The following is a 26,769-nucleotide window of genomic DNA, read 5'->3' as shown; positions in this document are numbered from 1 at the left end:
TTCCGGAGCCAGCGGTGCCGACTACGGCAGGCGCTCCAGGAGCCAGCTGGAGAGTTCCTCCGTGACCAGGGTGTGGGCCTCGTTGTGGGTGGCGCAGAGGTACTCGTCCAGGTCGCTGTCCTCGGAGTTCTCCGGGAACGGGTCGTGCAGTTTCTCCTGGGTGTCGATGTCGCGGAGGGCGACCGCGCTCACGGACGGGACGAAGCAGTGCGCGCGGATCTCGGCCTCCGAGCCGAGGCCGATGATCGCCGGGATCTTGTTCAGCTCGTCGGCGAGGATGCCGAAGCCCTCCAGGGTGCCGCCCGGCGCGCCGTCGATCTCGGGCAGGCCCGAGGTGCGGATCTGCGGCTTGCGCAGGGTCACCACCCGCAGTTGCGCGACGAGCTTCTCCTCGCCCGCGGGCTGCGTGTAGAGGTGGGTGCCGGTGATGGCGAGGCCCTTGCCGTGGAACGCCCGCTCGCCGGGGGCGATGCCGTTGCCCACGCCGGTACGCACGCCGTTGGCGACGGCGATCTTCCGCGGGCGGCGGGGCCAGCCGCCGACCCGCTCCAGCTCGGCGAGGAACTCGACGCGCTCCTTGTCGGTCTCGGGGCTGTCGTCCCACTCGGAGATGTGCTGCCACAGGAGCTGGCGCGCGGCCGGGCTGTTCATCTGGTTCGAGAACGCCGCGTTGAGCCGCCGGATGTAGTGCGCGAACGACTGGAGGGCGATGGGGATCCAGGCGCCGTTGTGCGGGCTGTCCCAGGACAGGTAGACCGCTGTCTCGTGGTCGATGTCCTCGTGCTCCATCTTGGCGAGCGCGTACCGGGTGATCAGGCCGCCCATGCTGAAGCCGCCGACGGTCAGCGGGTGGTCGCCGGTGCGCCGCGCGATGGCCTCCTGGATCGCCGAGCGTGCCGTCTTGGCGTTCTCCAGGATCGACGCGCTGCGCTCGTCGTAGCCGAGCAGGATGAGGTCGTATCCGCGGTTCCGCAGCTCGCTGACGAACGGGTACCGGCCTCGCTCCAGTCCCTCCCACAAGAGGTCCAGGTCGCTGGGCCCGCTGTTGAAGCCGTCGCTGAGGATGACGGGCCTGGTCAGACCGTGCTTGGAGTTGGCGAGGTACACCCAGGCCCTGCCGCCGGGTAACGCCCACTCCTGGTCGGGGGTGGGTGCGGCCTCGGTGGCCTCCTTGGGGCCGGGGGCCAGCGTGATGTGGGCGGCGGCTCCGAAGGCCTCGGAGATCTGTTGTTCTGTGGGCTCGTTGGACTCGGTCATGAACGGTCCCCTCCGGTTGTGCTGCTTCGATGACGGCAGGTGCCATCTTCGACACGAGGGGTAGCCGCCGGAAAGGCGGTCACCGGGTTTCACCGGACGAGCGGGGGCCTTTCGGACAAGTGCGTGTTGGCTGCTTTCGCGTGTGCCGCACGGGGATGCCGGGCCGCCGGCCGGGGCAAGGGGACGCGTGGCGGTTACGGGTGTGCCGGGGCGGTGTCCGACTCGGTCAGCTTCCGCCCGTTGGGGGCGGGGAAGTATGTCCCGAAGGTGACCGGGGGAGGGGCGGCTCAGCGGTCATGCGTGTGCCCCTTCCGATGCGCTGTTGGCGGCGGCTCGGGCCGCCGCCGCGTGGGCACGGACCGCTGCGGGTGGCAGGTGCGTCGCGGGCCGTGCGGGGCCGGACTCGCCCCGGCACGGGCCGCAGGTGCCGCCTGGCAGGGCCTCGGGGCGGCCGGGGGTGCCGCATCTTCCGCACTCCAGGACGCGGAGTGCGGGGCGTGGCACGGGTTCCGGCGGGAGCTTCGTCGTGAGGCGGCTGCGGACCAGGGCCGCCGGGCTGTGCACGGGGGTGGGGAGCCCCGCTGTCAGGGCCCGGAGTACGTCCGGCTCCGTCGCGCCGCGCGCGAACCACTCGGTGAGCTGCGGCTCCAGGGCGACGCAGTCCGCGTACGAGAGGGGCAGCGCGGGGGCTGTCCGGCCGAGCGCCGCCAGGAGGACGAGGGCCCGGCTCCGGGTGGGGCGTTGCGGGCCGCTCGTGTGTGGTTCCGGTACCTCGCCTCGCGTGAACGTCGCCCACCAGGCGTCGTCCCGCGCGGTACGGGAGAACCACGTTCGGGTGACCCAGCGGGCGCTGCCTGATCCGCGTACGTGTTCGCTGCCGCGCCGCAAGTGGCCTGCGTCCTGCAGCCTGTTGAGGGCGGTACGGAGAGCGCACTGCCCGTACGGGAGGTGCTTGGCCAGGGTCTTCACGGAGATGTCCGCGCCGTCCGGGAGCCGGTCGAGGCTGGCTGCGACCGATGCCTCGCGGGGCGGCAGGTGAGAGAAGTCGTCGTTTGTCCGGGGGAGTTGGCCTGGGGCGGAGCGCTTGCCGTAACCCGGATTGGCCATGGGGTGCGGGTCTGCGTGCGCAGGGCGGAAGGCGGTACTAAGCTTGGCGTCAGCCATGGATCGAGGCTCGTTTCGATCTTGATGGTTAAACCCCCGCAGGTGTTCCAGCACCGGGCGGGGGTTGTTTTTGTTCGTTAATCGGGCACCGTAGAGCGTCGTCACGTTGCGTGGCAAGTCGAACTCCGAAAGTGATCGACTGTGCCAACTCCAAGGGAGGGAGGGCGGGTTGAGGCCCGCCTCCCGTTCCTTGAAAAGAGGGCTCGGGGCTGGTGGCTTGAGCTCCGGGGTTAGCCGGCCTTGAGGTTCGTGACGAACGCGGACCAGGTCTTGGCCCGGAACACGAGCTTCGGGCCGGTGGGGTTCTTGGAGTCACGGACGGGGACGAGGTTCGGGTGACCGTCGGCTACTTCGAGGCAGTCGCCGCCGCTGGCGCCGCTGTACGTGGACTTGCGCCAGCGGGCCATCTCCAGGCAGTTGCCGCCCTCGCCGCCGCTGTAACTGGACTTGTGCCAGACGGCTGCGTTCAGGTCGTACTCGTACTCACGGGTGTTGTTCTCCATGCTCGTAATCCTGCGCCACGGACTCGATCAGAGCCAGGGATTCATGCGGTGACAGTGCGCTTGCCCCGATCAGGTCGTAGGTCAGGTCGTAGTGGGCGACTGCGGCCGGATCATCCTGCAGTCGCCCTGTTCCCAAGCCCTGGAGGTACGCGAGTGGGGGTGCGTCCTCGAAGGCCATCAGCTTGAGTGGGCCTTCCAGCGCCATGTGGCCTCCTGCGTTGAACGTAAGCACCTGCACGATGGCCCGACGCCTCCGTCCGAACGCCGCGACGTGCCGCAGAACCTCCGCCATCACGGCCGGGCCGCCAACCTCCCGACGCAACACGGCCTCGTCAAGGACACTCCACAACAAAGGCGTTGTTGGGTCGTCGAGCAGATGGGCCCGCTCCAGTCGCGCAGCCACCAACTCATCGATCTCGTCATCCGTCGCGGTGGGGCGGCCGTCGCAGAACACTGCCCGCGCGTACGCCTTGGTCTGCAACAGCCCCGGGATCAGCTGAGGCGCGTACTCCCTGATCTGGGTAGCCACCGCCTCCGCCTCCGCCGCCTCCGCAAAATGATCCGGGTACTTCGACTTCGCCATAGCCCTGCAGTTGCGGGCGAAGAAGCCCCCCGTATCCAGCACCTCGTCGAAGTGCTGGGCGTACTCCAAGTGCATACGCCGCGTACCCGCCTCCAGTTGGCCGATGAAGGAGCCGCTGACGAAGAGTGGCGCGCCCAGGGACTCCTGGCTCATCCCCTTCCGCTCCCGTGCGTGACGGAGCTCGCAGCCGAGGAGGGCGCGAGGGTTCGACGAGGGGTCGAGGTCCTTGGGGCGTGTCATCAGCAACTCCTCATCCAACAAGCCGGTTTGTTGGGACGCCGTTGCTTCTCAGGCTACGCAGGACCGGACACGCTTAGTGAGGAATGAGCAACACTCGGTGTGAGAGGCGGGGCGCATGGCGCTGACGGCGGAGGAACGGGTGCGGGCGGCGGAGGAGGCCGTGCGGCAGTTGAGAGCGAGCCTCGAAGGGGCCGGGGTCTCGCTGCCGTCCCTGCGGATGGACCCGCTGACGGCGGCGGCCGAAGGAGCGCTGCCGCTGGTGGAGTTGGGGCGCTGCAACCTCGACACCGCCTTGCGGCTCGCCGCCGTACTGGAGGGCCCACGGTGAACGACGACGATCCGGACGTGCCGGAGGCGGGGACGTACGCCGTCGATCACCGGGACGGCAGCGTGGGGCTGGTCATGGGGTGCGAGGGCGGGCTCGTACATCTCAGGCCGCTCGGCGGTGGACGGGAGTGGGACTGTCCGCCGGAGAAGATCGGGCATGCGCCGCCGGGCGAGGTGCTGCGGGAGCGCGTGCGGCTGATCAATCGGGAGGGGCGCTTGCCTTGAGCACCGCGCTCCGCGGATTCCGCGGCGCACGGTGACATCCGCTCGTGCTACCCGCAACGTGCGGAGTTCCTGATGTCAGCTAGGAACTTCGAGCAGTACGAGGGGTCCCCCTGGGGGACCGGAGGGCTCAGCGGACCGGGAAGCCGAAGGCGTAGCCCTGCTGCTTGAGTCGGGGGATGAGGGTGCGCAGGGCCTCGACGGTCTGGGTGCGGTCGCCGCCGGCGTCGTGGAAGAGGAGGGTCGGCCCGTTGGGCAGCTCCCGCTCGACCGTGGCGACGATGGCGTCCGTGCCGGGGCGCTCGAAGTCCTTGGTGTCCACGTTCCAGCCGAGCGGGCGCATGCCCCGCTCGGCTGCGAGCTTGCGGCTGTGCGGGGTGAAGGCGCCGCCGGGTGCACGGTAGTACAGGGGCCGTACGCCGCCGGACGCCTTGGTGATCATGCGTTCGGCGTCGAGGATCTGCCGGGACTGGTAGGCCTTGGAGTCCTTGTCCATGCCGGTGTTGTGCGACACCGAGTGGTCGCAGAGGCGGTGCCCGGCGGCGACGACCTTCTTCACCATGTCGGGGTGGGCCTCGGCCTGCGTTCCGACCATGCAGAAGGTGGCCTTCACGTCGTACTCCCGCAGTACGGCGAGGACTTCGGGCGTCCACTTGGGGTCGGGGCCGTCGTCGATGGTGAGGTTGATGCCGCGCGGGCCCTTCTCGGAGGCGTGCGCGATGGTCTTGGAGACCGGCTTGACGGCGCTGGGCTTCTTGGCCGCCGGGGAGTCCTCCGAGGTACCGGCCTGCGCGCTCCACACCCCCGCGCCGGTGGCGAGCAGCGTCACGCCGAGCGCCGCACCGATCAGCTTGCCGTACCAGCCCCGCCCACCACTGTGCCGTGCCATGTCCGCCCCTTTGCGTACGTCCCGCGCCGATCCCCGGCCGCCTGCGACCCACACGGCAGGACGAGACCCGGCCGCAAAGGGATGCGTCCGTTACCGATCAAGGACAATTCCGGGGAAGTTCACGGACAACCTCCGCGAGCGGCGGGTCAGGCCGCCGCCCCCGAGGTCGTCGATGCCGCCGACCCGGACACCAACGACCCCTTGGACGCGGCGGAAGCCCTGCTCGTGGACCGCTTCGATGAGCATGGCCCGACAGCCACGTTGTTCACCGGCTCGCAGAACGGGGCGTACAAGCACGCCGAGCGGGTGCCGTTCGCGGCAACCGTCGATACGGCCGATTTTCCCGGTTAGTCGGGAGCCGGAGGGTCACGCCACCGCAGGCGCCTTGGCCGGGTCCGTGGGTGTGGCGGGGGAGCCCGCGACGACCTGGTCCGGGGGTGTCGTGTCGACGTTCAGTTCCACCAGCATCTGCTTGCTGAAGCCGAAGAAGTACGTCGCGAAGAAGCCCACCGCGTAGCCGACGAGCAGGCCGCCGCCGTAGATCGCGATCGTCAGGCCCAGGCCCTTGTTGCCGTCCAGGAGGGGGAACAGGGCCCAGCCCGAGGGGCCGATCGCCGTGGAGCCGACCTTCTCGCCGATCATCGAGAAGAACCCGATGAACGCGCCGCCCGCCGCACCGCCCACGCACGCCGTGATGAAGGGGCGGCCGAGGGGGAGCGAGACGCCGTAGATGAGGGGTTCGCCCACGCCCAGGAAGCCCGCGGGGAGCGCGGACTTGATCGTCGTACGGATGGAGGTGTTGTGCCTGAGGCGCTTGTAGACCGCGATGGCGCAGCCCACCTGGCCCGCGCCCGCCATCGCCAGGATGGGGAGCAGGACGGTGAAGCCCTGCTGCTCGATGAGCGTGGTGTGGATGGGGATCAGGGCCTGGTGCAGACCCAGCATGACCAGGGGCAGGAACAGACCGCCCAGGACCAGGCCCGCGAACGCGCCCGTGTTGTCCAGGAGCCAGTTGGCCGCCGTGCCGATGCCCGTCGAGACCTCGCCCGCCAGGAACATCAGGCCGAAGATCGTGACCAGGCCGGAGAGCAGGACCGTGATGGTGGGGGTCACGAGGACGTCGAGGGCCTCGGGGACCCAGCGCCTGCACCACTTCTCGATGTACGTGGCGAGGACCGCCGCCCCGAGGGCGCCCAGTACGCCGCCCTGGCCCGGCGACAGCTTCTGGCCGAACGCCTCGATGTTCGCCACGCCCGCGTAGACGATGATCGCCGCCACCGCGCCGCCCAGGATCGGCGTACCGCCGAACTCCTTCGCCGTGTTGAAGCCCACGAACACCGCGATGAGCGCCATGAACCCGGAGGCGATGGCCGCGAGCGCCGGGGTGATGCCCGGCAGCCACTCCAGGTTGATCAGGAGGCCGTTGATGCCCGCGATGATGCCGCAGCCGATCAGGGCCGGGATCAGCGGCACGAAGATGTTCGCGATGCGGCGCAGGAAGAGCTTGAACGGGGTGGCGTTCTTCTCCTTGCGGGCCGCCCTGATGGCCGCCCCCTGCTCGGCTAGTTCATCGGCGGTCACCGTGGGCTCAGGAGCGGCCGACCGCTCCTCTTCCACCAGTGCCTCGAACTCCGGCGTGACGCGGGCGACCGTACCCGGGCCGAGCACGATCTGGTACGTGTCGTCCTCGACCACGCCCATCACGGCGGGCAGTGCCTTCAGGGCCTCGTCGTCGACCAGCGAACGGTCGGCCAGGCTCAGGCGCAGGCGCGTCATGCAGTGGGCGATGGACGTGACGTTCTGGGCGCCGCCGACGAGGGGGAGGATCGCGGCGGCTGTGGCGCGGTTCTTGTCAGTTGCCATGGTGCGGGGTGCCTTGCTGTGCGTGCGGGGTGGCGCTGTTCTTCCAGCGGCTGGGGGTCAGGTGGTGCGGGTGGTGCGCGAGTTGTCCAGGGCGGCCCTGAGGTGGCCGTCCGAGGAAGCGAGCAGGTCCGCGGCCGTGGGGCCGTCGACTCCGCCGAGAATGGTGAGGATGGCGTTCTTCACCTCCCCGTCGGTGGCGGCGAGCGCGGCCTCGATCTCCTCGTCGGAGGCGCCGGTGGCGAGGGAGACGATCCGGCGCGAACGGGCGCGCAGCTTCTCGTTCGACGCGCGTACGTCCACCATCAGGTTTCCGTAGGTCTTGCCGAGGCGGATCATCGTGATCGTCGACAGCATGTTGAGGACGAGCTTCTGGGCGGTGCCCGCCTTCAGGCGGGTGGAGCCGGTGAGGAGTTCGGGGCCCACGACGACCTCGATGCCGTGGTCGGCGGCTGCCGCGAGACCGCTGTCCGCGTTGCAGGACAGGCCGATGGTGAGTGCGCCCTTCACCCGCGCGTGCTCCACCGCGCCGATCGCGTACGGGGTGCGGCCGGACGCGGAGATGCCGACGACCACGTCGTCCGCGGTGAGGCGGAGCCCGTCCAGGTCCTCGGCCGCGAACTCCTTGCTGTCCTCCGCGCCCTCGACCGCCGTGACCATGGCGCTCGGGCCGCCCGCGATGAGGCCGACGACCTCGGCGGGGTCGGTGTTGAAGGTGGGCGGGCACTCGGAGGCGTCGAGCACCCCGAGGCGCCCCGCCGTGCCCGCGCCCGCGTAGATGAGGCGGCCGCCGCGGGCCATGCGCTCGGCGGTGCCGTCGATGGCGGCGGCGATGGCCGGAAGCTGCTGGGCGACGGCAGCGGGGACGGAGGCGTCCTCGCCGTTCATGATCTTCGCGATCTCAAGCGTGGGGAGCCGGTCGATCTCGGAGAGCTCGGGCCGGAAAGCCTCGGTGGTGAGCGTGTCCAGCTGGGCGCGGAGTTCGCCGTACGTCTCGTCGCCACCGGAGGAGGGAGTGGCGTCGGTCGTGGAGGTCATGAGGTGCGGCTCTTTCGTGTGCGGCGGGGGGTGGCGGGTGCGGGCGGCAGGGGGGAGGGGCTCAGCGGCTGCCGCCGCGCGGGCTGTGCCGGTGCGCGAGCGCTTCGTAGGAGGCGGCGAGTGCGGGGGCGGCCGTCTCGTACGTCCGCTGGGCGACGCCCACGAACAGGCAGTCCACGACGAGCAGTTGGCTCGTGCGGGACGACATCGCGGCGGGCCTGAGCTCGCTCTCGCGGGCGGTGGAGGTGGTCAGTATGTGATCCGCGTACTGCGAGACGGGGCTGCCGGGGCGTCCGGTGATCGCGATGGTCGTCGCGCCGCGCTCGAAGGCGACCCGCAGCGGCTCGATGACGTCACCGGTCGACCCGGAGTGCGTGATCGCGATGGCCACGTCCTTGGAGCGCAGGGTCACGGCGTTCGTGACGGCCAGGTGCGGGTCGGAGTGCGCGTGGGCGATGTGGCCGATGCGCAGCAGCTTCTGCGCGAGGTCCTGGGCGACGAGACCGGAGGCCGCGACGCCGTAGATCTCGGTGCGGGGTGCGACGGCGAGCGCGGCGACGGCGGCGCCGAGCTGGACGGTGTCGAGTCCGCCCGCGGTGTCGGCGAGGGTCTGCTGCTCGTCGTACGCCAGCTTCGCCACGACGTCCGCGATCGGGTCGTCGACGGCGATGTCGGCGGTGACGGCGGGCGCGCGGCCCGACTGCTGCTGGGCGGCGAGTCCGGCGAGGGCGAGCCGCAGGTCGCGGTAGCCGGGGTAGCCGAGGAGGCGGGCGGTGCGGACCACCGTGGCCTCGCTGGTCCCGGTGAGCTCGGCGAGGCCGGTGACCGTGAGGGCCGCGCAGCCCGCGGGATCGCCCGCGACGGCTTCGGCGACCAGCTGCATGGAGCGGGTCATGGACGGCGCGAGGGTCCGCACCTTGGCCGCCAGGGCGGCCGGGGCGGGGGGCGCCGCGCCCGCGAAAATTTCCTTCACGTCATTGGTCACGCTTGAAAGATATTTTCGGAGCGGGGGGTGGTCAAGACCCCTTTGGTCCCGATCTCGGTTACCTGCCTCACCCCGTTCCGGTTGGATCTTCGGCGGGTTGCGCGTGGGGTGGACAATGGCTGCATGGACGCGATCGACCCTCTGGAGCAGGCGCTGCACGCCGCTCGTGCACTTGTCCTCGCCGACCTCGTGACCCGTGAGGTCGCCCAGGCCGAGGTCGTCTCGCTGGTCGAGGAGTCGGTGGCGCACCGCCGCTGGTGGGTCGAGCAGTGGCCGGAGGGCGTCGACTACGTCGCGGGTCTCGTCGCCCAGGACGTCCAGGACGCGCTCCTGGAGCGCTACGGCCGCTGGCCGCTCTGTCCCGTCTGCGGCACGGGTGACCCGCACGCCCTGGACGTGGAGCCCGAGTTGGGCCCCGACCCGCACTGGGTGTGCGGGAAGGCGGGCGTGGTCGTGGCCCCCGTGGGCGGCCTGACGTGACGGTCTACATAGACCCGCCCACCTGGCCGGGGCATGGCCGCATGTGGTCGCACCTCGTCAGCGACGTCTCGTACGAGGAACTGCACGCGTTCGCGGCCGGCATCGGCGCGCCCGCGCGCGCCTTCGAGCGCGACCACTACGACCTGCCCTCGCACCGCTACGACGACGCGGTGCGCGCGGGCGCGGTCGAGATCGGCTCCAAGGAACTGGTGCGCAGGCTTACGGATGCCGGGTTGCGGAGGCCCAAGGGGAGGCCCGCGTAGGGCGGGGCGCCGCAATTTTTTGGATGCGGGCCGCGCGACGTGGGGCGAGCCTAGGGTGAGGCGCATGATCACGGTTCATCTGAAGTACGAGATCGACCCCGACCGCATCGACGACTTCGAGGAGTACGGCCGCCGTTGGGTCGTCCTGGTCAACCGCCTCGGCGGCACCCACCACGGCTACTTCCTGCCCAGTGAGGGCGACAGCGACATCGCGTACGCACTCTTCTCCTTCCCCAGCCTCGCCGACTACGAGCGCTACCGCACCGAGGCCGCGAGCGACCCCGAGTGCCAGGAGGCCGTCGAGCTCGCGCGCCGGACGCGGTGCATCCGGCGCTACGAGCGGCGATTCCTACGGCCTCTGGAGTGAGGGCGTGGGGTGGTGGGCGTCGGGGGTTCCGGCGTCGGGGGTCTTTGCTTCGAGGGGCTCTGCATCGGCCGCGGACGTCGTGATCACGCGGCTCGGTGTCTTGCGGTGCAGCCGCAGTGACACCGTCACCGCGATGATCGCCGCCGCCGTCATCGCCGCGCCCGCCCACGCCGTCGAGGCGTAGCCCAGGTCGAGGTCGATGACCGTGCCGCCGAGCCAGGGACCGCCGGTGTTGCCCAGGTTGAACGCCGCCGTCGTGGTCGCGCCCGCGAGGGTGGGGGCGGCGCCCGCGACGTTGAACATGCGGGCGTTGAGGGCCGGGGCCGTGTAGAAGGCGGAGACGCCGAGGAGGAAGGAGAGGCTCACCGCGACGGCCGTCGTGCCGGAGAAGAGCGCGAGGGCGACGAGGAAGACCGTCGAGGCCGCGGCACCGCTCAGCATGACCCCGAAGAGGTGGGCATCGGCGACACGGCCGCCGATCGCCGTGCCGATGAGGGCGCCGAGCCCGAAGAGGCCGAGCACGGTCGGCACCCATCCCTCGTCGAGCCCCGCGACGTCCGTCAGGAGCGGGGAGAGGTACGAGAACGCGCAGAAGACACCGCCCGCCGCGAGGGCGGTGATCGTGATGGAGAGCCAGACCTGCCGGTCGCGGTAGATGGCCAACTCCCGCTTCAGGCGCGGTTTCTCGGCCGGGAGCGGGATGCGCGGGATGAGGGTCAGTACGCCGACGAGAGCGATCGCGGAGGCGACGCCGACCGCCCAGAAGGCGGACCGCCAGCCGAAGTTGTCGCCGAGGAAGGCGCCGGCGGGGACGCCGAGGACGTTCGCGATGGAGAGGCCGCCGATCATCACGGCCATGGCGCGGGCACGCTGGTTGACCGGCACCATCGCGATGGCGACGGCCGCGCCGACCGCCCAGAATCCGGCGCAGGCGAACGCGCTGATGACGCGGGACGCGAAGAGGATCTCGTACGTGGGCGCGAGGGCGCCGGCGACCTGGCCGAGCCCGAAGACGGTGATCAGCGTGATGAGGGTCGTCCGGCGCGGGAGCCGGAGGGTGGCCACGGCCAGGAGGGGGGCGCCGACGACCATGCCGATGGCGAAGGCGGAGATGAGGAGGCCGGCGCGGGGGATGGAGACGTCCATGTCGTCCGCGATGGGGGGCAGGAGCCCCGAGAGCATGAACTCACTCGTGCCGAGCGCGAAGACGGCAAGGCCGAGGATGTAGACGGCCATGGGCATACGGGTACGGCTTTTCCCTGGCTCGGGGGCCTTGGGGAGAGGGGCCTTTGGGTCAGGTGTCGGCATAACAGTGGTGAACGTCGGGGTGGCTGCTTACATTCCCGGGGGGTGGGGTGATGGGTGGGTGGGAAACATCGCCGCGAAGCGGCGGCTGTTCAGGGTTCCCGTGCTGCGGGGTCACGGGTGCTGTGGGGTGTGGGGCGTAGGTAGGCGTGGAGGTTCTCGCGGTTTGCGGCGCGGGTGTAGCCCGCTCTGGTGACCACCGCCTGCGACGGCTCGTTCTCGGGGTCGATCACGGCCAGGAGAGCCGAGACTCCCGGGCGGGCCGAGGCCCAGTCGGAGAGCGCCCGGAGTGACTCCGTGGCGTACCCCTTGCCCCGCGCGCCGACCGCCAGGTCGTAGCCGACCTCCGCCACGCCCTCCTCGTCCGGCGGACCGTGGAAACCCATGCCGCCGACCGCGACCTCGTCCGCCACCCGCACCAGCGCGAACATGCCCCACTCGGGCCGGTGCACCCCGGACGCGTACGCCTTGGTGACCCCCTCCGCCGCCCGCCGCGTCCCGTCGAAGGGCCCGCCCTCGATCCACGTCAGACCCCCCGTGCCGCCCGCGGCGAGATCGGCCGCCGCCGCGGGGGAGACCTCCCGCAGAGCGATCCGCCCCGCGGGGATCGAAAGGGCGTTGTGCCAGCGCCACTTGTCGAGGCGGGGGCGCCCCGCCAGTGCACCGCGGCCCGTCGCCCAGAGCAGCGTCGCCCAGTGGTCATCGGGCGTACGCGCGGGCATGACCTGCGGGAAGAGCCAGGCGAGCACCGCTTCGCACAGCCGGGCCGGCGGTTGCGCGTCCAGGCCGAGCGCCTGCCCGATGTCGTACGTGTGCAGGAGCACCTCCGCCGTGCCCATCGCCGCGAAGCCGGTCGCGTCCGCGCTCCCGTACGCGTACGGGTGGTAGCCCCGCACCCCCGGGGGCGTGGTCCGCACCACCGCCGAGAGCAGGCCGCCGGTCGACTCGATGACGCTGATCGCGTCCTCGGGACCCGAGCCCTCGTCGAAGGCGATCTCGAAGGGGACCCACGCGTCGGTCGCCCGCCCCGTCAACTGCCCCGCGTACGCGACGAGATCGCCCGCGATGTGCTCGGCCGTCTCCAGGCAGCTCCATTCGAGACCGCCCGCCTTGACGCTCCAGTCGAGCCCCGCCCCCGCCCGCAGCACCTTCGCCGCGTGCGCCACGGCCTCCTCGACCTGGTCCCCGCCCATGAAAAGCATGCGGCGAGCGTACGGGAGCCTCAGACGTCCAGCAGCTCCATTTCCGTCGCCAGGTTCGCGCGCGCCGGACCCTCCCACTCGGCCGCTCCGTACGGCGTGCGGAACAGCCTCGGCAGCGCGAGGAGCTGCCGGAGCACCGCGGCCCGGCCCGTGCGGAAGTCCTCGTCCGGCACGAAGGCGTACTCCTCGCGGACGGCGGCGGCGTACGCGGCGTAGGCGTCCGGCGCCGCGGCCAGGATCGCCAGGTCGGCGTCGCACAGCACCTCGCCGTTGTGGTCGCCCTCGGCGGGGTCGTGGGTGACGGTGAGCCGGACGAGGCGCGCCACCTCGGCGGTCCGTGCTTCGGTCAACCCGGCCTCGGCCAGGGCGCGTTCGGCGAGGCGGGCACTGCGCTCCTCGTTCTCGGAGCGGTCCGGCGCGTACACCGCGTCGTGGAACCACGCCGCGAGCCGTACGAGATCGGGCTCCTCGGCGTGCTCCTCCAGTACGTCGATGTGGGCGAGGACCGCCGCGAGGTGGGCGGTGGTGTGGTACCGCCGCTGCGGCTCGGCCCAGCGCGTCAGCAGGTTGTCCGCGTAGGGGGCGGGGTCGGGGGTCTCCTCGCTCGCGCGGAGCAGCGTCGCGTGCCAGCGGGCGCGGAGGTCCTTGTCGGCCTGGTCGGTGTGGTCGGCGTGGGGCATGGGGTGACTCTAGCGGTCAGGGCCACAGATACCCGGGGAGGGTATCCGTACGTATATCACCCCTGTGCGTTGCCGTATGCCGCCGCACACGATTGGCTTGCCCGCATGACCTCCATGACGCACCGCGACGAGACCTACGACCCCGAGCTGCCCGGCCGGCTCCTTCGTACCGAACGCGACGCCCTGATACCGCTGTTGAGGGAAGCAGACGACTCCGCGTACGCGGTCAGGACCTGTTGTCCCGGCTGGACCGTGCGGCACGTCCTCGCGCACTGCGGCGCCGCGCTGATGCGCGTCATCGAGCGCCGTTTCGAGGAGGGCGTCTACAGCGCCGAGAGCAATGACCGCGACATCGCCGAACGCGCCGACTGGTCCAACTCCCGTGTCGTGGACGAGCTGGAGCGCGGCATGACGGAGGCGGGCGCGGTCATGGTCGAGTTCAAGGGGCGCCTGGACGGCGTGGCGCTGGGGGAGTGGGTGCACGCGGGGGACGTGCGGGAGGCCTGGGGGCTGCCGGGGGCGTACGGCGGCGCGGGGCTGCCCGACGCGTTGACCCTGCTCGGGGAGTACAGCAGGGCTACGTCGGCGCTCGCCCTGCACGCGGACGTGGACGGCAGGGACGAGCCGCTCTCCCTGGGCGTCCCCGACGGCAAGCGCCCCCCGGCCCGCTACCTCGGCGACGCCCCGACCCTGATCCGCCTCTACACGGGCCGCCCCCTCGCGGGAACGCGCTACGAACTGGCGGGAGCAAAGGAATCGGAGCTCCCGATCTTCGACTGAGCCGGTTCACGTGCGTCTGCGGGCCCGCCACAGCGGACCCGCGGACGGGCGGCGTCAGTGTGCGTGTTCCGAGTTGCCCGACTCGGGGGTTTCCCCGTGTCCGCCCTCGCCGCCGGCGCCCGCACCCGCACCCGCATGCACCGTGAACGCCGCCGTCCGCACCTTCCCCTCGTGCTTGAAGTCGAGGAACAGCCGATAGGCGCCCCCGCTCGGAGCCGTCGCCGCGAAGGACACGCCCGGACCCGGCTTCGTCCTGCCGTCGCCGGGCTCCCCGGTGGGGTGCACGTGGAGGTAGGCGAGGTCACCGGAGCGCAGGGCGACCAGGTGGCCGTACGAACCGAGGTAGGGCTGAAGGTCGGTGACGGGCTTGCCGTTCTTCTCCACGTTCAGGGTCACGTCCGCCGCCTTCCCGGGCTTCAGCTCACCCTTGAGGCTGACCTCGTAGCCGTCGACGCTCGCCTTCCTGGAGGGCTCCGGCAGCGACCGCGGCGCATACGTCCCCGCCACCGCGAGGTCCGCGCCCAGCGTCAGCCCCTCCTTCGCGCCCGCGGGCTTGAAGTCGGCGAAGACTCGGTAGCCGCCCGCCTCCGGGAGCTCGACCGGCGTCGACCAGGTGCCGTCCGCCGCGCGGGTCGGGTGCAGGTGGCGGTAAGTCGTCAGGTCCTGTGACGCGACGATGAGGTGCAGCTCCTTGCCGTGCTCCTTCTCGTACGCCGTGACGTTCTCGCCCCGGCCGTCCTTGCCCGCGCCGTCCTTGCCCGCGCCGTCCTTGACCACCGAGAACCGCAGCTCCTCGCGCTTCTCGGCGTCGATGCGGGAGGTCTCCAGGTCCAGGGTGTAGCCGCGCTCGGAGATCTGCAGGCCGCCGGGCACGGTCTCCGCGTGGCCTCCGGCGGCGTCCGTCTCCCCTGGCTTCTTCTCCTTCCCGCTGTCGCCCGCATGCCCGCCGTGCTCGCTCGCGGGCTTCTTCCCCGCGGTCACGGGGTCGATGCCCTGACCCACTCCGTACGCGGTGCCGAAGGTCGCGGCGATGGCCGCGGCGAAGGCGGTGATCTTCAGTCCGGTGTTCATGACGGCTCCCAGGAGACGGGTCAAGGGACAGGTGGTGTGTGGCCCTTCATGTCTCGAAGATACCCCCTAGGGGTATGAAGTCAAGCCCGGGGCAACTCTTGCCTTCGATACCCCCCAGGGGTATAAATGAAGCCAAGGCCGGGGTACCCACCCCGGGTACCCCGTCACGAGGAGCCCGCAGCCATGTCCACCACACCCGGCACCACCGAGGTGGCAGAAGTAGAGCTAGCCATCGGTGGCATGACCTGCGCCTCGTGCGCCGCCCGGATCGAGAAGAAGCTCAACCGCATGGACGGCGTCGAGGCGACCGTCAACTACGCCACCGAGAAGGCCAAGGTCAGCTACCGCGGCCAGGACGTCGCGGTGCGGGACCTGATCGCCACCGTCGAGGCCACCGGCTACACCGCGCAGGAGCCCGCCCCGGCGCGAACGGAACCGGACGCGGACGGCGGCGAGCGGGCCGACGATGACGTACTGCGGCCGCTGCGCGAGCGGTTGATCACCGCCGTCCTGCTCTCCCTGCCCGTCGTCGCGATGGCGATGATCCCCGCCCTGCAGTTCGAGTACTGGCAGTGGCTGTCCCTGACGCTCGCGGCACCGGTCGTGACGTACGCGGCCTGGCCCTTCCACAAGGCCGCGTACACGAACGCGCGGCACGGCGCGGCGACGATGGACACACTGATCTCGGTCGGCACGTCGGCCGCGTTCATCTGGTCGCTGTGGGCGCTCTTCTTCGGTACGGCCGGCACGCCCGGCATGACGCACCCCTTCGAGCTGACCATCGCCCGCACGGACGGCGCCGGGAACATCTACCTGGAGGCCGCGGCGGGCGTCACCGCCTTCATCCTGGCCGGGCGCTACTTCGAGGCCCGTTCCAAGCGCAAGGCGGGCGCGGCCCTGAAGGCGCTGCTCCAGCTGGGGGCCAAGGACGTCACCGTCATCCGTGACGGCGGGCGCGAAGAGACCATCCCGGTGGGTGACCTGAAGACCGGCGACCGCTTCCTCGTGCGTCCCGGCGAGAAGATCGCCACCGACGGCAAGGTCATCGAGGGCGCGTCCGCCGTCGACGCCTCCATGCTCACCGGCGAGTCCGTGCCGGTCGAGGTCGCCAAGGGCGACTCCGTCACCGGCGCCACCCTCAACGTCGGCGGGCGCCTGGTCGTCGAGGCCACCCGGGTCGGCGCCGACACCCAACTCGCCCGCATGGCCAAGCTGGTGGAGGACGCGCAGAACGGCAAGGCGGCGGCCCAGCGCCTCGCCGACAAGATCTCCGCGGCCTTCGTGCCGGTCGTCATCGCCCTCGCCGTCGCCACCCTCGGCTTCTGGCTCGGCAACGGCTCGGGCCTGACGGCTGCCTTCACCGCGGCCGTCGCCGTACTGATCATCGCCTGCCCCTGCGCCCTGGGGCTCGCGACACCGACCGCCCTCATGGTCGGCACCGGACGCGGCGCCCAGCTCGGCATCCTGATCAAGGGCCCGGAGGTCCTGGAGACGACCCGCAAGGTCGACACGATCGTCCTGGACAAGACCGGCACCGTCACCACCGGCAAGATGACCCTGCTCGCCACACACGTCGCGGACGGCACGACCGAGGCCGAAGTCCTGCGCCTGGCAGGGGCGTTGGAGCACTCCTCCGAGCACCCCATCGCCCAGGCGGTCGCCACCGGCGCCGCCGAGCAGGTCGGCACGCTGCCCACCCCCGAGGACTTCGCGAACGCGGCGGGTCTCGGCGTCCAGGGCATCGTGGAGGGCCACGCGGTCCTGGTCGGACGTGAGGCGCTGCTCGCGGAGTGGGCGATCCGGCTGCCCGTGGAGCTGGAGCGGGCGAAGGCGGAGGCCGAGGCGGCCGGGCGTACGGCGATCACCGTCGCCTGGGACGGCGAGGCACGGGCGGTCCTGGAGGTCGCGGACGCGGTGAAGGAGACCAGCCCGGAGGCGATCCGCCGCTTCCGCGCCCTCGGGCTCACGCCCATCCTGCTGACCGGCGACAACAAGGCGGTCGCGGTATCGGTGGCCGCCGAGGTGGGCATCGCGCCCGACGACGTGATCGCCGAGGTGATGCCGCAGGACAAGGTGGACGTGGTCAAGCGCCTCCAGGCGGAGGGCCGGAGCGTGGCGATGGTCGGCGACGGCGTGAACGACGCGGCGGCGCTCGCCCAGGCCGACCTGGGCCTGGCGATGGGCACGGGCACCGACGCCGCGATCGAGGCGGGCGACCTCACCCTCGTACGGGGGGACCTGCGCGCTGCGGCGGACGCCATCCGCCTCTCCCGCCGCACGCTCGGCACGATCAAGTCCAACCTGTTCTGGGCCTTCGCCTACAACGTGGGCGCGCTGCCGCTGGCCGCGGCGGGCCTGCTGAACCCGATGATCGCGGGCGCCGCGATGGCGTTCTCCTCGGTCTTCGTGGTCGGCAACAGCCTGCGCCTGAGGGGGTTCAGGCCGCTGAGCTGAACGCCGGGGTGCCGCTCGGCTGAACCTGCGGCAAGGTCGACGTGTACATGTCTCTACGATCACCCCGGTGCGCTTGGGTCGCGCCGGGGTGATCTGCGCGTAGGCTGGGTAATTGGACTAGACCTATGTGTGGCGGCTTCAAGGCCCCCGCGTCGCCCGCCCCCGCGGCCCCGGACCCGAAGGAAGACATCGATGAGCAAGCGTGCAGTCCTGGAGGTGATCGCCCTCGACGCCGAGGACGCCATCGCCGCCCAGGCCGGAGGCGCGGACCGCCTCGAGCTGGTCACCGACATGGCCGCGGACGGCCTGACCCCGTCCCGCGAGACCTTTGCCGAGATCCGCGCCGCCGTGGACATCTCCCTGCGCGTGATGCTGCGCCTCGCGGACGGCTTCGACGCGGGCGACGTCGACGCTCTCGTACGCCGTGCGCGCGAGCTCAGGAGCGCGGGCGCCGACGAGTTCGTCCTGGGCTTCCTCGACGAGACGGGCGGCCCCGACCTGGCCGCCGTGGAGGCCGTGGTGGGCGCGCTCGACGGCTGCCGCTGGACGTTCCACCGGGCCATCGACCGGGCCCCCGACCGCGACTCCCTGCGCAAGCAGCTCGCGGACCTGCCCGGCCTCGACACCTACCTCACCGCGGGCGCGGCGACGGGCGTGGACGAGGGCATGAGCACGCTGCTCGACGAGGCGGCGCGGTCCGGCGAACCGGGCTACGAGCAGCAGATCCTGATCGGCGGCGGCCTGCGCCTCGACCATCTGCCGCGGCTCAGGGCCGCGGGCGTCGACGCCTTCCACATCGGCGGCGCCTCACGCCCCGACGGCTGGTCGGCACCGGTGTCGGCGGACGCGGTCCGTACGTGGCGCGGGGCGCTGGACGCCTGACGGACGGGACGCGATACAACTGGACGGACAGGGAGGGGACTTCATGCCGACACCAGCCAGCAGGACGCGTCCCGCGGAGCGGATGCTCGCGGCCGGGGCGCTGCCCGTCGCCGCGACGCTGCTCACCGGGACGGTGGCGCTCTACATCGCCCTCGTGGCGTTCGGGAACATCACCGATTTCGGGACCAACCAAGCGTTCGTACGCCATGTCCTGGCGATGGACACCACCTTCAAGGACGACGACCTGATGTGGCGCGCGGTGGAGTCCACCACGCTGCAGGACATCGCGTACGTCGGGATCATCGTCTGGGAGACCCTGGCGGCGCTGGTCCTCGTCGCCGCGACGGTCCTGTGGGCCGGGGCGCTGCGCCGCCCCCAGGGACTGCGCCGGGCCCGGCGGGCAGGCACGATCGGCCTCCTGATGGTGCTCCTCCTCTTCGGGGCGGGCTTCATCGGGATCGGCGGCGAATGGTTCGCCATGTGGCAGTCGGAGGACTGGAACGGCCTGGACGCGGCCACCCGGATCGTGACGCTCGCGGGCATCGTCCTCGTCGTCACGCACCTGCCGTCCGCCGGCACCGAAGCGGACGGCTCCGGCACCCGCGCCTAGCCGGCGAGCTGCTCGGGAAGCGCGGCCGCGTGCACGACGGTGAGCCCCGAGACGGCACGGGTCAGGGCGACGTACAGGCGCCGCAGGCCCGTCCGCTCGTCGGGCTCGCCGTCGACGACGGCCGCGGGTTCGTCCAGGACCACGTAGTCGTACTCGAGTCCCTTGGCGAGGGAGGCGGGCACGAGGGTGAGCCGGGTGTCGGGGGTGGTCTCCTCGCCGGGCGAGAGGTACGTCATTCCCGCGGCACCGAGGGCTTCGGCGAGCGCGGGGACGCGGGCGTCGGCGGCGATGAGCCCGATGGAGCCTTCGTGTCGGAGCGACTCGACGCAGGCTTCGACAGAGGCCTTGACCGAGGCGGCGTCCCCCTCTGTCACCTCGCGCACCACGAGTGAACCGGGAGACTCACGCACGGACTTCACCTCGGCGAGACCCGGCGCGATGGAGGGCAGCAGCCGCGAGGCGAACGCGATGACTTCCCGGGGCACACGGAAACCGGCGGTGAGTTCCTCCACCACGGCTTCCCCTTTCCCCAGATGCTCCAGGGCCTGCTCCCAACTCCGGGTCGCCCAAGGGGTGGTGCCCTGCGCGAGGTCGCCGAGGACGGTGGCGGAACCGGTGGTGCAGCGGCGCCCGACGGCGCGGTACTGCATGGGGGAAAGGTCCTGCGCCTCGTCGAGGACGACGTGCCCCAGGGAATGGGTCCGGGAGACGAGATCGTTCGCCTCGTCGATCAACACGGCGTCGGCGGCTGACCACTTGGCGGCCTTCACGCTCCGCGCGGGCTTCGCCCAGAGGATGAGCTTCTGCTCCTCGTGATCGAGGATGCCCTCCGCGTGCGCGGCGAGGAACTCGGCGTCGGAGAGCAGCCGCAGCACGAGCTTGGCGGGGTCGACGGGCGGCCACACGGCCTTGACGGCTGCCTTCACGGCGGCGTTGCGCGCGACGGCGTCCTGCACCCGGTCGTCGGGGGCCTCGCCGGCCTGCTCCATCCGGACGAGCACGGCGTGCGCGATGCGCTGGGGCAGGGCGTCACGGGCGGCGCCGTACCGGATGTCGCGCGCGAGCAACTCGCCGACGATCTCCTCCAGTTCGTACGCGGGGATGCGCCAGCGCCGGGAGCCGCGCACGACGACGACGGGCTCGTCGGGCATGGACACATGGGAGCGCAGGGCTTTTCGCAGTACGGCGGCCATACGGGCGTCGCCCTTGACGACGGCGGCGGCGGCTTCGTCCGCCCCGCGTACCTCCACGTGGGCGACGAGATCGTCGACGGTGGCCTGCTTTACCTCCAACTCGCCGAGTGCGGGCAGCACTTGCTCGATGTAGTGCAGGAAGGACTTGTTGGGCCCGATGACGAGGGTCCCGGTGCGGGCGAGGCGCTCGCGGTGGGCGTACAGCAGATAGGCGACCCGGTGCAGGCCGACGGCGGTCTTTCCGGTGCCGGGGCCGCCCTGCACGCAGACCGTTCCGCCGAGGCCGCTGCGCACGATCTCGTCCTGCTCGGGCTGGATCGTGGCGACGATGTCGCGCATGGGGCCGACGCGGGGCCGCTCGATCTCCTGCTGGAGCAGCTTGCTGGTCCGCTCGGCCTCGTCGGCGTCGCTGAGGTGCTCGTCCTCATACGCGGTGAGGTCGCCGCCCGTGTATCCGAACCGCCGCCGCAGGGCGATGTCCATCGGCGCCTTCTTCGAGGCGCGGTAGAAGGGCTGCGAGACCGGGGCGCGCCAGTCGATGACCATCGGGTCGCCGTCGGAGTCGTGGACGTGGCGCCGTCCGATGTAGAACTGCTCGCCCTGCGCGCCTTCCGCCTGGTCGGCGCCGGGAGCGTGTAGGTAGTCGAGCCGCCCGAAGAAGAGCGGGGTGTGGGAGAGGTCGGCGAGGGACTTGATCCGCTCGTCGATCTGGCTCTGCAGCACGGCGGCGTTGACCCAGTTCGCGGTGACGTCGCGGATGTCGAGCGCCTCGGCGTCCTCGCGCATGGCTCGGAGGGCCGAGCGGGAGGCGGCGAGGTGGTTCCGCTCTCGGGAGAGCGGGTCGGGGTGGGCGTGCACGGGTGCCTCCGGCCGGGGGTGCGGGCTGTTGGGGCTGCCCGGTTGCCGACCGGCCAGCGTCCGCGTTCCACGCGGGCAGACGGAGCATCTTATGCGGGGCGCGGGGGAGGGGCCACGGGTTTTCCTCTCGGGGGCGGCTTCTCTGGTCGAGCGGGCCTCTCCCACCCACCCGCCCGGCACCCCGCAGCCGTGAGTGGCATGGGCGGTCCACTAGGGTCGCCCGGGTGGGAGTACTCAGGGTGAGTGGGACGGTGCGGAGTGTTACTGGCGCGGCGGGGGGTGCCGTCCTTCTGGGGGTTTCCCTTGTTGCCCTGGGCGCCCTCTGCTTCGTGCAGCGTCTCCCCATGGCCGACGTTCTCGTCTATCGAGCCGAGGGATTCGCTGTCGTCAGGCGGAGTGATCTTTACGGGTTCGCCGTAACCCAGTGGAACCTTCCGGCCACCTATCCGCCCTTCGCCGCCCTCCTCTTCGTGCCCACCACCTGGCTCCCCCTTCCCGCCCTCAAGCTCGCCTTCCTCGCCGGGAACGTCCTCCTCCTCGCGCTTCTCGTCCACCTCTCCTGCCGCCTCGCCGGACTTCCCACCCGCGTCGGCCCGCTCCTCGCCGCCACCGCCCTCGGGATCTGGGTCGAGCCCGTCTTTCAGACCCTCCTCTTCGGGCAGGTCAATCTCGCCCTCGCCTGCCTGATCCTGTGGGACCTCACCCGGCCTCCCGGCGCCTTCGGCAAGGGTGCCGCGATCGGCGTCGCCGCCGGGATCAAGCTCACCCCGGCCATCTTCATCGCGTATCTCCTGCTCACCGGACGCGTACGCGAAGGGCTCACCGCCACCGCCGCCCTCACCGGCACCCTCGCGCTCGGCGCGCTCGTGCTGCCCGCCGCGAGCGTCGACTTCTGGACCCACCGGCTCTTCGAGACGGGCCGCGTCGGCAAGGCGTGGATCGTCGACAACCAGTCGCTTCAGGGGCTGATCGCGCGCGTGACGCACGACCCGCATCCAGGGCTCGTGTGGGCCGTGCCCGCCGTCCTTGTCGCCGGCACCGGGCTGTGGCTGGCCCGCCGTGCCCCGAGCGAGCCTCGCGGCGTCCTCCTCACGGCCGGCACCGCGCTCCTCGTCTCGCCCATCAGCTGGTCCCACCACTGGGTCTGGTGCGTACCGCTCCTGGTCCTGCTCATGGCGGAGGGCCGCCCCCGCCTGACCGCGGCGGTGGCGACCCTCTTCACGGCCCGCACCCTGTGGCTGATCCCGCACCAGGGCGGCCTGGACCTGCGGCTCCCCGGCTGGCAGCAGGCGTTCGCCTCGCCCTACGCACTGCTCGCCCTGGCCCTGATCCTCAGTTGTCCGCGAGCAGCTCGTCCGCGTCCACGATCCGGTACGCGTACCCCTGCTCCGCCAGGAACCGCTGCCGATGCGCCGCGAAGTCCTGGTCGATGGTGTCCCGGGCCACGACGGAGTAGAAGCGGGCCTCGTGACCGTCGGCCTTCGGACGCAGGACGCGACCGAGGCGCTGTGCCTCCTCCTGGCGGGAGCCGAACGTTCCCGACACCTGGATCGCGACCGTAGCCTCGGGCAGGTCGATCGAGAAGTTCGCGACCTTCGAGACGACGAGCACGGAGATCTCGCCCTCCCGGAACGCGCCGAACAGCTTCTCGCGCTGGGCGTTGGTCGTCTCGCCCTTGATGACCGGCGCGTCCAGATGCTCGCCGAGCTCGTCCAGCTGGTCGATGTACTGGCCGATGACCAGCGTCTGTTCGCCCGCGTGCTTCTTGACGAGAGCCTCGGTCACCTTGCGCTTCGTCGCCGTCGTGGCGCAGAAGCGGTACTTCTCCTCGGCCTCGGCCGTCGCGTACGCGAGGCGCTCCGAGTCCGTGAGGTTGACCCGGACCTCCACGCAGTCCGCGGGCGCGATGTAGCCCTGCGCCTCGATCTCCTTCCACGGGGCGTCGAACCGCTTGGGGCCGATCAACGAGAAGACGTCCGACTCGCGGCCGTCCTCCCGCACCAGCGTCGCCGTCAGGCCGAGGCGTCGCCTGGCCTGGAGGTCGGCGGTGAACTTGAAGACGGGGGCGGGGAGCAGGTGCACCTCGTCGTAGATGACCAGGCCCCAGTCGCGGGAGTCGAAGAGCTCCAGGTGCGGGTAGACGCCCTTACGCTTCGTCGTCAGGACCTGGTACGTGGCGATGGTGACCGGGCGGATCTCCTTGCGCGTACCGCTGTACTCGCCGATCTCGTCCTCGGTCAGCGACGTCCGCTTGATCAGCTCGTGCTTCCACTGCCGGGCCGAGACCGTGTTGGTCACCAGGATCAGCGTCGTCGCCTTGGCCTCGGCCATCGCACCGGCACCGACCAGCGTCTTGCCCGCGCCACAGGGCAGTACGACCACACCGCTGCCGCCGTGCCAGAACCCCTCGACCGCCTGCTTCTGGTACGGCCGCAGGGCCCAGCCGTCCTCCGCGAGGTCGATGCGGTGCGCCTCGCCGTCGACGTACCCGGCGAGGTCCTCGGCGGGCCAGCCCAGCTTCAGGAGCGTCTGCTTGATCTGACCGCGCTCGGACTGATGTACGGCGACGGTGTCCGCGTCGAGGCGCTCGCCGACGAGCGGCTGCACCTTCTTGGACCGCAGGATCTCTTCCAGGACCGGCCGGTCGGTGGTGGTCAGGACGAGACCGTGCGTGGGGTGCTTGGAGAGCGTGAGACGGCCGTAGCGCGCCATCGTCTCGGCGATGTCCACGAGCAGCGCGTGCGGCACGGGATAGCGGGAGAACTCCACCAGCGCGTCCACGACCTGCTCGGCGTCGTGCCCGGCGGCACGGGCGTTCCACAGGCCGAGCGGCGTCACGCGGTAGGTGTGGATGTGCTCGGGAGCACGCTCCAGCTCCGCGAAGGGCGCGATGACACGGCGGCAGGCCTCCGCCTGCTCGTGGTCGACCTCGAGCAGGAGAGTCTTGTCCGACTGGACGATCAGGGGACCATTCACGCGCGCACCCTTTCGGTAAGCCAAACGTCCAGTGTGCCGCATGGCGCGCGCATACCGTCCGCCTCAGTCGTCCGCCAGCTCCGCGACCCCCGTCACGCGGTGCAGCGGATACGTCCTGACTTCGTCCGCCGTGTGGTCGTACGCGGTGACGAAGCCGCCCTCCACCCGGATCGGCGCGATCACGCGCTGGCTCGCGGAGCCCTCGGCGTTGACGTACCCGATCCACACCGCCTCGCCCGTCAGGACCGCGGCCTGCATCGTGGCGAGGGTCTCGGCGGCCGTGGTGCGGGGCAGCGCGTCGCCCTTGTCCGGGGTCGCCTTGCGGGGAGCGGTCGAGGCGAGGTCACCGGCACGGATGGCACGTACGGCCGCGCCGATCAGGGTGGTGTCCGGCAGCGGCGGCCCGTCGTGCACCGGCTCGGGAGCGGTGCGGGACGGCGAGCGGTGGGCGTGGGCCCGGGTGATCAGCACGTCGCCCTCGGCGCTCTCCGCGGCGGGCGCGAAGCCCATCCCCCGCAGCCCTTCGAGGAGCGTCCCGGGGTCGGCCTGCGCGGCGAGCACGGTCGGCGCGAGGCGGCGCAGGCGCAGGCCCTGGGAGCGCTTGTCGGCCAGGATCTCGTTGAGGAGGGCCTCGTCGTCGCAGCGTACGTACGCCGAGGCCGCGCCGATCCGCAGGTGGCCGTGCTTACGGGCCACGTCGTCGATGAGATACGCCAGCGGCTGCGGCACCGGCGTACGCGAGTGCGCGGCGAGGAAGGCGTGCAGGTCGGAGGCGGACTTGCCCGCGTCGAGTGCCCGCCGCACGGAGCCGGGCGTGAACCGGTACACGGTCGCCCCGCCCTTCGACTCGACGTCGGCGAGCACGGAGAGCGTCTCGGCGAGGGGCCGCTCCAGCGGGCCGGGGGCCACGGCGGTGAGGTCGGCCTGCAGCAGGACGTGGTCGAGGGGTTCGGGCAGCAGCGGGGCCAGAAGCCGGGCGGCTCGTGCGCCGGACGCGGCGAGTTCGGCGGGGGAGGGGTGGGGCGCCGCCGTGCCCACCGAGTCGTCCTCGCTCTCGGAGCCGAGCAGCGCCCTGCCGTGCGCGGACAGCGCCCCGCGTCCCGTGACGCCGAGCAACTCCGCCTCGTTCAGCGTCCATTGGGCGATGCGGGCGCGCAGCTCCAGGGGGGCGGTGCTGCCGGGGGATGTGCCGCCCGAGGACGCGTTGCCGCGGGGCGGGCGCTCCCACCGCAGGCGGGCCAGCATCGACTCGGGGGTCGGGCTCGCGCCGTCCGGCAGTGTGGTGAGGAGCGTGAGCACGCGGTGCCGGATCTCCGGCGCCGACGAGCGGTCCAGGTGCGGGCCGAGCGCCGAGAGGGTGCGGTCCTTGCCGTCACGGCCGCCGATCAGGCCCGCCGTGCGGGTCGCCGTCAGCCACGCCGTGGCCAGGACCGACCAGCGCTCGGCGGCGGGCAGCTCCTGCCAGTCGTCGTACGCGGGCGTCGCCGCGTACCGCTCGTCGGCCTCGCCGTCCGATGCCACGAGGCCTGCCGCGTAGGCCAGTTCGACCCAGAACGCCGCCACCGGCTCCGGCAGGTCGAGGGCGACCGCAGTGCGCTTCAGGTCGCGCACGCTGAGGCCGCCCGCGCGGAGCACGGTGGGGCCGCCTTCGTCCCAGTCCTTCAGGAGCTCCTCGACCGTGTCGAGCGCCATGTACGCCTGGCTGGCCGCCGCCGCGTCCACAGCCTGTGGACGGTGTTCGCGCAGCGCCTCGACGGCGGGCGGCGCGGGTTCGAGCACCCGGTGGGCGCGGCCCGCGCGCAGGTGCAGGGCCGCCTCGCGGGGGAGTACGACGGTGCCGGGCGCGGTCGGCAGCAGCAGCCCGCGGTCCAGGAGCCAGCGCAGGTGGCGCGCCGGATCGGCGGTCACCTGGCCGTACGGCGGTCCCCAGACGAGCCGCGAAAGCACCTCGACGGACTCGGCGGGGGCTTCGTCGAGGAGCGCGGACATGCGGGTGCGGTCGGTGAAGAGTTCGGTGAGCGAGCGGACCGCGGAGACCGCGTCGTGCGTGGAGGGCAGCCCCGCCGCCGCCACGATGTCCTGCATGCGGTTCGGCGACATGCCCGCGGTGGCCTCGGCGACGGTCGGGCCGAGGCCGGTGGGCGAGGGGTACTGCGGGGCGGGGGCGAGGAGTTCGCGTGCGGTGCGGACCAGGCGGAGGCGGTCGTCGGCGCCCCAGACGAGGGCCTGCTCGCGGAGGGTGGCCAGGGCGCGGCCCAGCGCCGCCTCGACGGTGCTGCCGCCTCCCTCGTCCCCCGCCACGAGGGCACGCAGCTCGTCGTACGTGGCCGGCTCCGGCGCCACGGCGAGCGCCTCGGCGACCTGCTGGGCGAACCGGTCGAGGCGCTCCAGGGCGCGGACCACGGAGGCGCGGGTGGCCGCGCGGGTGGCGAGCTGGGTGAGGTCGTTCGGGACCGGCGTGAGCAGGTCGGGGCGGGCGTGGAGCAGCGCACCGAGGGACGCGTCGTCACGGGAACGAAGCGCCTCGGCGAGGGACCGGGGGGTGTCCGCTGGGCGCTGTGGCTGCTCGTCGGTGCTCAT

At 71.7% G+C, this 26,769-nt stretch carries 25 protein-coding genes and 1 pseudogene; 11 read left to right on the top strand and 15 right to left on the bottom strand.

The features are described 5' to 3' along the window. Positions 1-21 precede the first annotated feature (21 nt). The 4 genes from ACWD02_RS26150 to ACWD02_RS26135 all read right to left on the bottom strand — a co-directional run bounded on the left by ACWD02_RS26150 (position 22) and on the right by ACWD02_RS26135 (position 3,747). On the bottom strand, positions 22-1,257 hold the full coding sequence (locus ACWD02_RS26150) for an esterase/lipase family protein (protein WP_451214861.1): 1,236 nt from the start codon (positions 1,255-1,257) through the stop codon (positions 22-24). Positions 1,258-1,551: 294 nt separating this feature from the next. After that, complete coding sequence (locus tag ACWD02_RS26145) at positions 1,552-2,421, bottom strand: hypothetical protein (protein ID WP_451214860.1); 870 nt, start codon at positions 2,419-2,421, stop codon at positions 1,552-1,554. Between the two features lie 230 nt (positions 2,422-2,651). After that, positions 2,652-2,924: a DUF397 domain-containing protein gene (locus ACWD02_RS26140; protein WP_451214859.1), complete on the bottom strand. Its 273-nt coding sequence runs from the start codon at positions 2,922-2,924 to the stop codon at positions 2,652-2,654. Continuing rightward, on the bottom strand, positions 2,905-3,747 hold the full coding sequence (locus tag ACWD02_RS26135; RefSeq protein ID WP_451214858.1) for a helix-turn-helix domain-containing protein: 843 nt from the start codon (positions 3,745-3,747) through the stop codon (positions 2,905-2,907). Before ACWD02_RS26135 ends, ACWD02_RS26140 begins: the two co-directional genes overlap by 20 nt. Positions 3,748-3,862: 115 nt before the next feature. On the opposite strand from ACWD02_RS26135, the gene ACWD02_RS26130 reads away from it, so the two are divergent. Continuing rightward, a complete protein-coding gene (locus ACWD02_RS26130) occupies positions 3,863-4,075 on the top strand; it encodes a hypothetical protein (protein ID WP_451214857.1) in 213 nt (70 codons plus the stop codon). Then, positions 4,072-4,299: a hypothetical protein gene (locus tag ACWD02_RS26125; protein WP_451214856.1), complete on the top strand. Its 228-nt coding sequence runs from the start codon at positions 4,072-4,074 to the stop codon at positions 4,297-4,299. The genes ACWD02_RS26130 and ACWD02_RS26125 overlap by 4 nt, the downstream gene beginning before the upstream one ends. Positions 4,300-4,426: 127 nt before the next feature. Here ACWD02_RS26125 and ACWD02_RS26120 read toward each other — a convergent pair whose 3' ends face one another. Further along, complete coding sequence (locus ACWD02_RS26120; protein WP_451214855.1) at positions 4,427-5,185, bottom strand: polysaccharide deacetylase family protein; 759 nt, start codon at positions 5,183-5,185, stop codon at positions 4,427-4,429. A gap of 81 nt (positions 5,186-5,266) precedes the next feature. Here ACWD02_RS26120 and ACWD02_RS26115 point away from each other — a divergent pair, with 81 nt between their 5' ends. Beyond that, the gene (locus ACWD02_RS26115) at positions 5,267-5,536 is read left to right on the top strand and encodes a hypothetical protein (RefSeq protein WP_451214854.1); all 270 of its coding nucleotides are present in this window, start codon (positions 5,267-5,269) and stop codon (positions 5,534-5,536) included. Positions 5,537-5,551: 15 nt separating this feature from the next. Here the strand turns inward: ACWD02_RS26115 and ACWD02_RS26110 are convergent, their stop codons facing one another. The 3 genes from ACWD02_RS26110 to ACWD02_RS26100 all read right to left on the bottom strand — a co-directional run bounded on the left by ACWD02_RS26110 (position 5,552) and on the right by ACWD02_RS26100 (position 9,068). Next, positions 5,552-7,048, bottom strand: coding sequence for a PTS transporter subunit EIIC (locus tag ACWD02_RS26110; RefSeq protein ID WP_451214853.1), 1,497 nt, complete (start codon positions 7,046-7,048; stop codon positions 5,552-5,554). Between the two features lie 57 nt (positions 7,049-7,105). Next, positions 7,106-8,083: an N-acetylmuramic acid 6-phosphate etherase gene (gene murQ, locus ACWD02_RS26105; RefSeq protein ID WP_451214852.1), complete on the bottom strand. Its 978-nt coding sequence runs from the start codon at positions 8,081-8,083 to the stop codon at positions 7,106-7,108. A gap of 61 nt (positions 8,084-8,144) precedes the next feature. Beyond that, positions 8,145-9,068: a MurR/RpiR family transcriptional regulator gene (locus ACWD02_RS26100; RefSeq protein WP_451214851.1), complete on the bottom strand. Its 924-nt coding sequence runs from the start codon at positions 9,066-9,068 to the stop codon at positions 8,145-8,147. Positions 9,069-9,191: 123 nt separating this feature from the next. Between ACWD02_RS26100 and ACWD02_RS26095 the strand changes: the two genes are divergently transcribed. The 3 genes from ACWD02_RS26095 (at position 9,192) to ACWD02_RS26085 (ending at position 10,178) form a co-directional block, all read left to right on the top strand. After that, positions 9,192-9,548: a hypothetical protein gene (locus ACWD02_RS26095; protein ID WP_451214850.1), complete on the top strand. Its 357-nt coding sequence runs from the start codon at positions 9,192-9,194 to the stop codon at positions 9,546-9,548. Further along, the gene (locus tag ACWD02_RS26090; protein ID WP_361059154.1) at positions 9,545-9,811 is read left to right on the top strand and encodes a DUF4031 domain-containing protein; all 267 of its coding nucleotides are present in this window, start codon (positions 9,545-9,547) and stop codon (positions 9,809-9,811) included. The genes ACWD02_RS26095 and ACWD02_RS26090 overlap by 4 nt, the downstream gene beginning before the upstream one ends. Before the next feature lie 64 nt (positions 9,812-9,875). Next, a complete protein-coding gene (locus ACWD02_RS26085; protein WP_451214849.1) occupies positions 9,876-10,178 on the top strand; it encodes an NIPSNAP family protein in 303 nt (100 codons plus the stop codon). Here the strand turns inward: ACWD02_RS26085 and ACWD02_RS26080 are convergent. From ACWD02_RS26080 to ACWD02_RS26070, 3 genes are all read right to left on the bottom strand, one after another. Then, complete coding sequence (locus ACWD02_RS26080) at positions 10,161-11,420, bottom strand: Cmx/CmrA family chloramphenicol efflux MFS transporter (protein WP_451214848.1); 1,260 nt, start codon at positions 11,418-11,420, stop codon at positions 10,161-10,163. The genes ACWD02_RS26085 and ACWD02_RS26080 overlap by 18 nt on opposite strands. 155 nt (positions 11,421-11,575) lie before the next feature. Beyond that, positions 11,576-12,685: a GNAT family N-acetyltransferase gene (locus ACWD02_RS26075; protein ID WP_451214847.1), complete on the bottom strand. Its 1,110-nt coding sequence runs from the start codon at positions 12,683-12,685 to the stop codon at positions 11,576-11,578. A 20-nt stretch (positions 12,686-12,705) separates the two neighbouring features. Continuing rightward, the gene (locus ACWD02_RS26070; protein ID WP_451214846.1) at positions 12,706-13,365 is read right to left on the bottom strand and encodes an HD domain-containing protein; all 660 of its coding nucleotides are present in this window, start codon (positions 13,363-13,365) and stop codon (positions 12,706-12,708) included. 105 nt (positions 13,366-13,470) lie between these two features. Between ACWD02_RS26070 and ACWD02_RS26065 the strand changes: the two genes are divergently transcribed. Further along, a complete protein-coding gene (locus ACWD02_RS26065) occupies positions 13,471-14,145 on the top strand; it encodes a maleylpyruvate isomerase family mycothiol-dependent enzyme (RefSeq protein WP_451214845.1) in 675 nt (224 codons plus the stop codon). A 54-nt stretch (positions 14,146-14,199) separates the two neighbouring features. On the opposite strand, the gene ACWD02_RS26060 is transcribed toward ACWD02_RS26065, so the two are convergent. After that, positions 14,200-15,216, bottom strand: coding sequence for a hypothetical protein (locus tag ACWD02_RS26060; protein WP_451214844.1), 1,017 nt, complete (start codon positions 15,214-15,216; stop codon positions 14,200-14,202). Positions 15,217-15,399: 183 nt separating this feature from the next. On the opposite strand from ACWD02_RS26060, the gene ACWD02_RS26055 reads away from it, so the two are divergent. From ACWD02_RS26055 to ACWD02_RS26045, 3 genes are all read left to right on the top strand, one after another. Continuing rightward, complete coding sequence (locus tag ACWD02_RS26055) at positions 15,400-17,670, top strand: heavy metal translocating P-type ATPase (protein ID WP_451214843.1); 2,271 nt, start codon at positions 15,400-15,402, stop codon at positions 17,668-17,670. A gap of 192 nt (positions 17,671-17,862) precedes the next feature. Beyond that, positions 17,863-18,552, top strand: a complete 690-nt coding sequence (locus tag ACWD02_RS26050) for a copper homeostasis protein CutC (RefSeq protein WP_451214842.1) — start codon at positions 17,863-17,865, stop codon at positions 18,550-18,552. 43 nt (positions 18,553-18,595) lie between these two features. Then, positions 18,596-19,162, top strand: a complete 567-nt coding sequence (locus ACWD02_RS26045; RefSeq protein ID WP_451214841.1) for a DUF2165 domain-containing protein — start codon at positions 18,596-18,598, stop codon at positions 19,160-19,162. Here ACWD02_RS26045 and ACWD02_RS26040 read toward each other — a convergent pair. After that, a complete protein-coding gene (locus ACWD02_RS26040; protein WP_451214840.1) occupies positions 19,159-21,213 on the bottom strand; it encodes a HelD family protein in 2,055 nt (684 codons plus the stop codon). The two genes, ACWD02_RS26045 and ACWD02_RS26040, sit on opposite strands and share 4 nt — an antisense overlap. A gap of 344 nt (positions 21,214-21,557) precedes the next feature. Between ACWD02_RS26040 and ACWD02_RS26035 the strand changes: the two are divergent. Continuing rightward, positions 21,558-22,274 (top strand): annotated as a pseudogene (locus ACWD02_RS26035) (glycosyltransferase 87 family protein); the annotation flags it as partial. Positions 22,275-22,545: 271 nt separating this feature from the next. Here ACWD02_RS26035 and ACWD02_RS26030 read toward each other — a convergent pair. Both ACWD02_RS26030 and ACWD02_RS26025 read right to left on the bottom strand, forming a co-directional pair. Continuing rightward, positions 22,546-24,189, bottom strand: a complete 1,644-nt coding sequence (locus tag ACWD02_RS26030) for a DNA repair helicase XPB (RefSeq protein ID WP_363211932.1) — start codon at positions 24,187-24,189, stop codon at positions 22,546-22,548. Positions 24,190-24,252: 63 nt separating this feature from the next. After that, positions 24,253-26,769 (bottom strand): helicase-associated domain-containing protein, encoded by a 2,517-nt coding sequence (locus ACWD02_RS26025; RefSeq protein WP_451214839.1) that lies wholly within the window; start codon positions 26,767-26,769, stop codon positions 24,253-24,255.

The organism is Streptomyces sp. NPDC002853 (assembly GCF_053591915.1).
The sequence above is the reverse complement of the archived record's forward strand: the minus strand, read 5'-3'. Positions and strand labels throughout refer to the sequence as shown.

Excerpts from the sequence above, each read along its gene's own strand:
- ACWD02_RS26150 (WP_451214861.1), bottom strand. The coding sequence starts at position 1,257 with ATGACCGAGTCCAACGAGCCCACAGAACAACAGATCTCCGAGGCCTTC.
- ACWD02_RS26145 (WP_451214860.1), bottom strand. The coding sequence starts at position 2,421 with ATGGCTGACGCCAAGCTTAGTACCGCCTTCCGCCCTGCGCACGCAGAC.
- ACWD02_RS26140 (WP_451214859.1), bottom strand. The coding sequence starts at position 2,924 with ATGGAGAACAACACCCGTGAGTACGAGTACGACCTGAACGCAGCCGTC.
- ACWD02_RS26135 (WP_451214858.1), bottom strand. The coding sequence starts at position 3,747 with ATGACACGCCCCAAGGACCTCGACCCCTCGTCGAACCCTCGCGCCCTC.
- ACWD02_RS26130 (WP_451214857.1), top strand. The coding sequence starts at position 3,863 with ATGGCGCTGACGGCGGAGGAACGGGTGCGGGCGGCGGAGGAGGCCGTG.
- ACWD02_RS26120 (WP_451214855.1), bottom strand. The coding sequence starts at position 5,185 with ATGGCACGGCACAGTGGTGGGCGGGGCTGGTACGGCAAGCTGATCGGT.
- ACWD02_RS26115 (WP_451214854.1), top strand. The coding sequence starts at position 5,267 with ATGCGTCCGTTACCGATCAAGGACAATTCCGGGGAAGTTCACGGACAA.
- ACWD02_RS26110 (WP_451214853.1), bottom strand. The coding sequence starts at position 7,048 with ATGGCAACTGACAAGAACCGCGCCACAGCCGCCGCGATCCTCCCCCTC.
- murQ (WP_451214852.1), bottom strand. The coding sequence starts at position 8,083 with ATGACCTCCACGACCGACGCCACTCCCTCCTCCGGTGGCGACGAGACG.
- ACWD02_RS26095 (WP_451214850.1), top strand. The coding sequence starts at position 9,192 with ATGGACGCGATCGACCCTCTGGAGCAGGCGCTGCACGCCGCTCGTGCA.
- ACWD02_RS26085 (WP_451214849.1), top strand. The coding sequence starts at position 9,876 with ATGATCACGGTTCATCTGAAGTACGAGATCGACCCCGACCGCATCGAC.
- ACWD02_RS26080 (WP_451214848.1), bottom strand. The coding sequence starts at position 11,420 with ATGCCCATGGCCGTCTACATCCTCGGCCTTGCCGTCTTCGCGCTCGGC.
- ACWD02_RS26075 (WP_451214847.1), bottom strand. The coding sequence starts at position 12,685 with ATGCTTTTCATGGGCGGGGACCAGGTCGAGGAGGCCGTGGCGCACGCG.
- ACWD02_RS26070 (WP_451214846.1), bottom strand. The coding sequence starts at position 13,365 with ATGCCCCACGCCGACCACACCGACCAGGCCGACAAGGACCTCCGCGCC.
- ACWD02_RS26065 (WP_451214845.1), top strand. The coding sequence starts at position 13,471 with ATGACCTCCATGACGCACCGCGACGAGACCTACGACCCCGAGCTGCCC.
- ACWD02_RS26060 (WP_451214844.1), bottom strand. The coding sequence starts at position 15,216 with ATGAACACCGGACTGAAGATCACCGCCTTCGCCGCGGCCATCGCCGCG.
- ACWD02_RS26055 (WP_451214843.1), top strand. The coding sequence starts at position 15,400 with ATGTCCACCACACCCGGCACCACCGAGGTGGCAGAAGTAGAGCTAGCC.
- ACWD02_RS26050 (WP_451214842.1), top strand. The coding sequence starts at position 17,863 with ATGAGCAAGCGTGCAGTCCTGGAGGTGATCGCCCTCGACGCCGAGGAC.
- ACWD02_RS26045 (WP_451214841.1), top strand. The coding sequence starts at position 18,596 with ATGCCGACACCAGCCAGCAGGACGCGTCCCGCGGAGCGGATGCTCGCG.
- ACWD02_RS26025 (WP_451214839.1), bottom strand. The coding sequence starts at position 26,769 with ATGAGCACCGACGAGCAGCCACAGCGCCCAGCGGACACCCCCCGGTCC.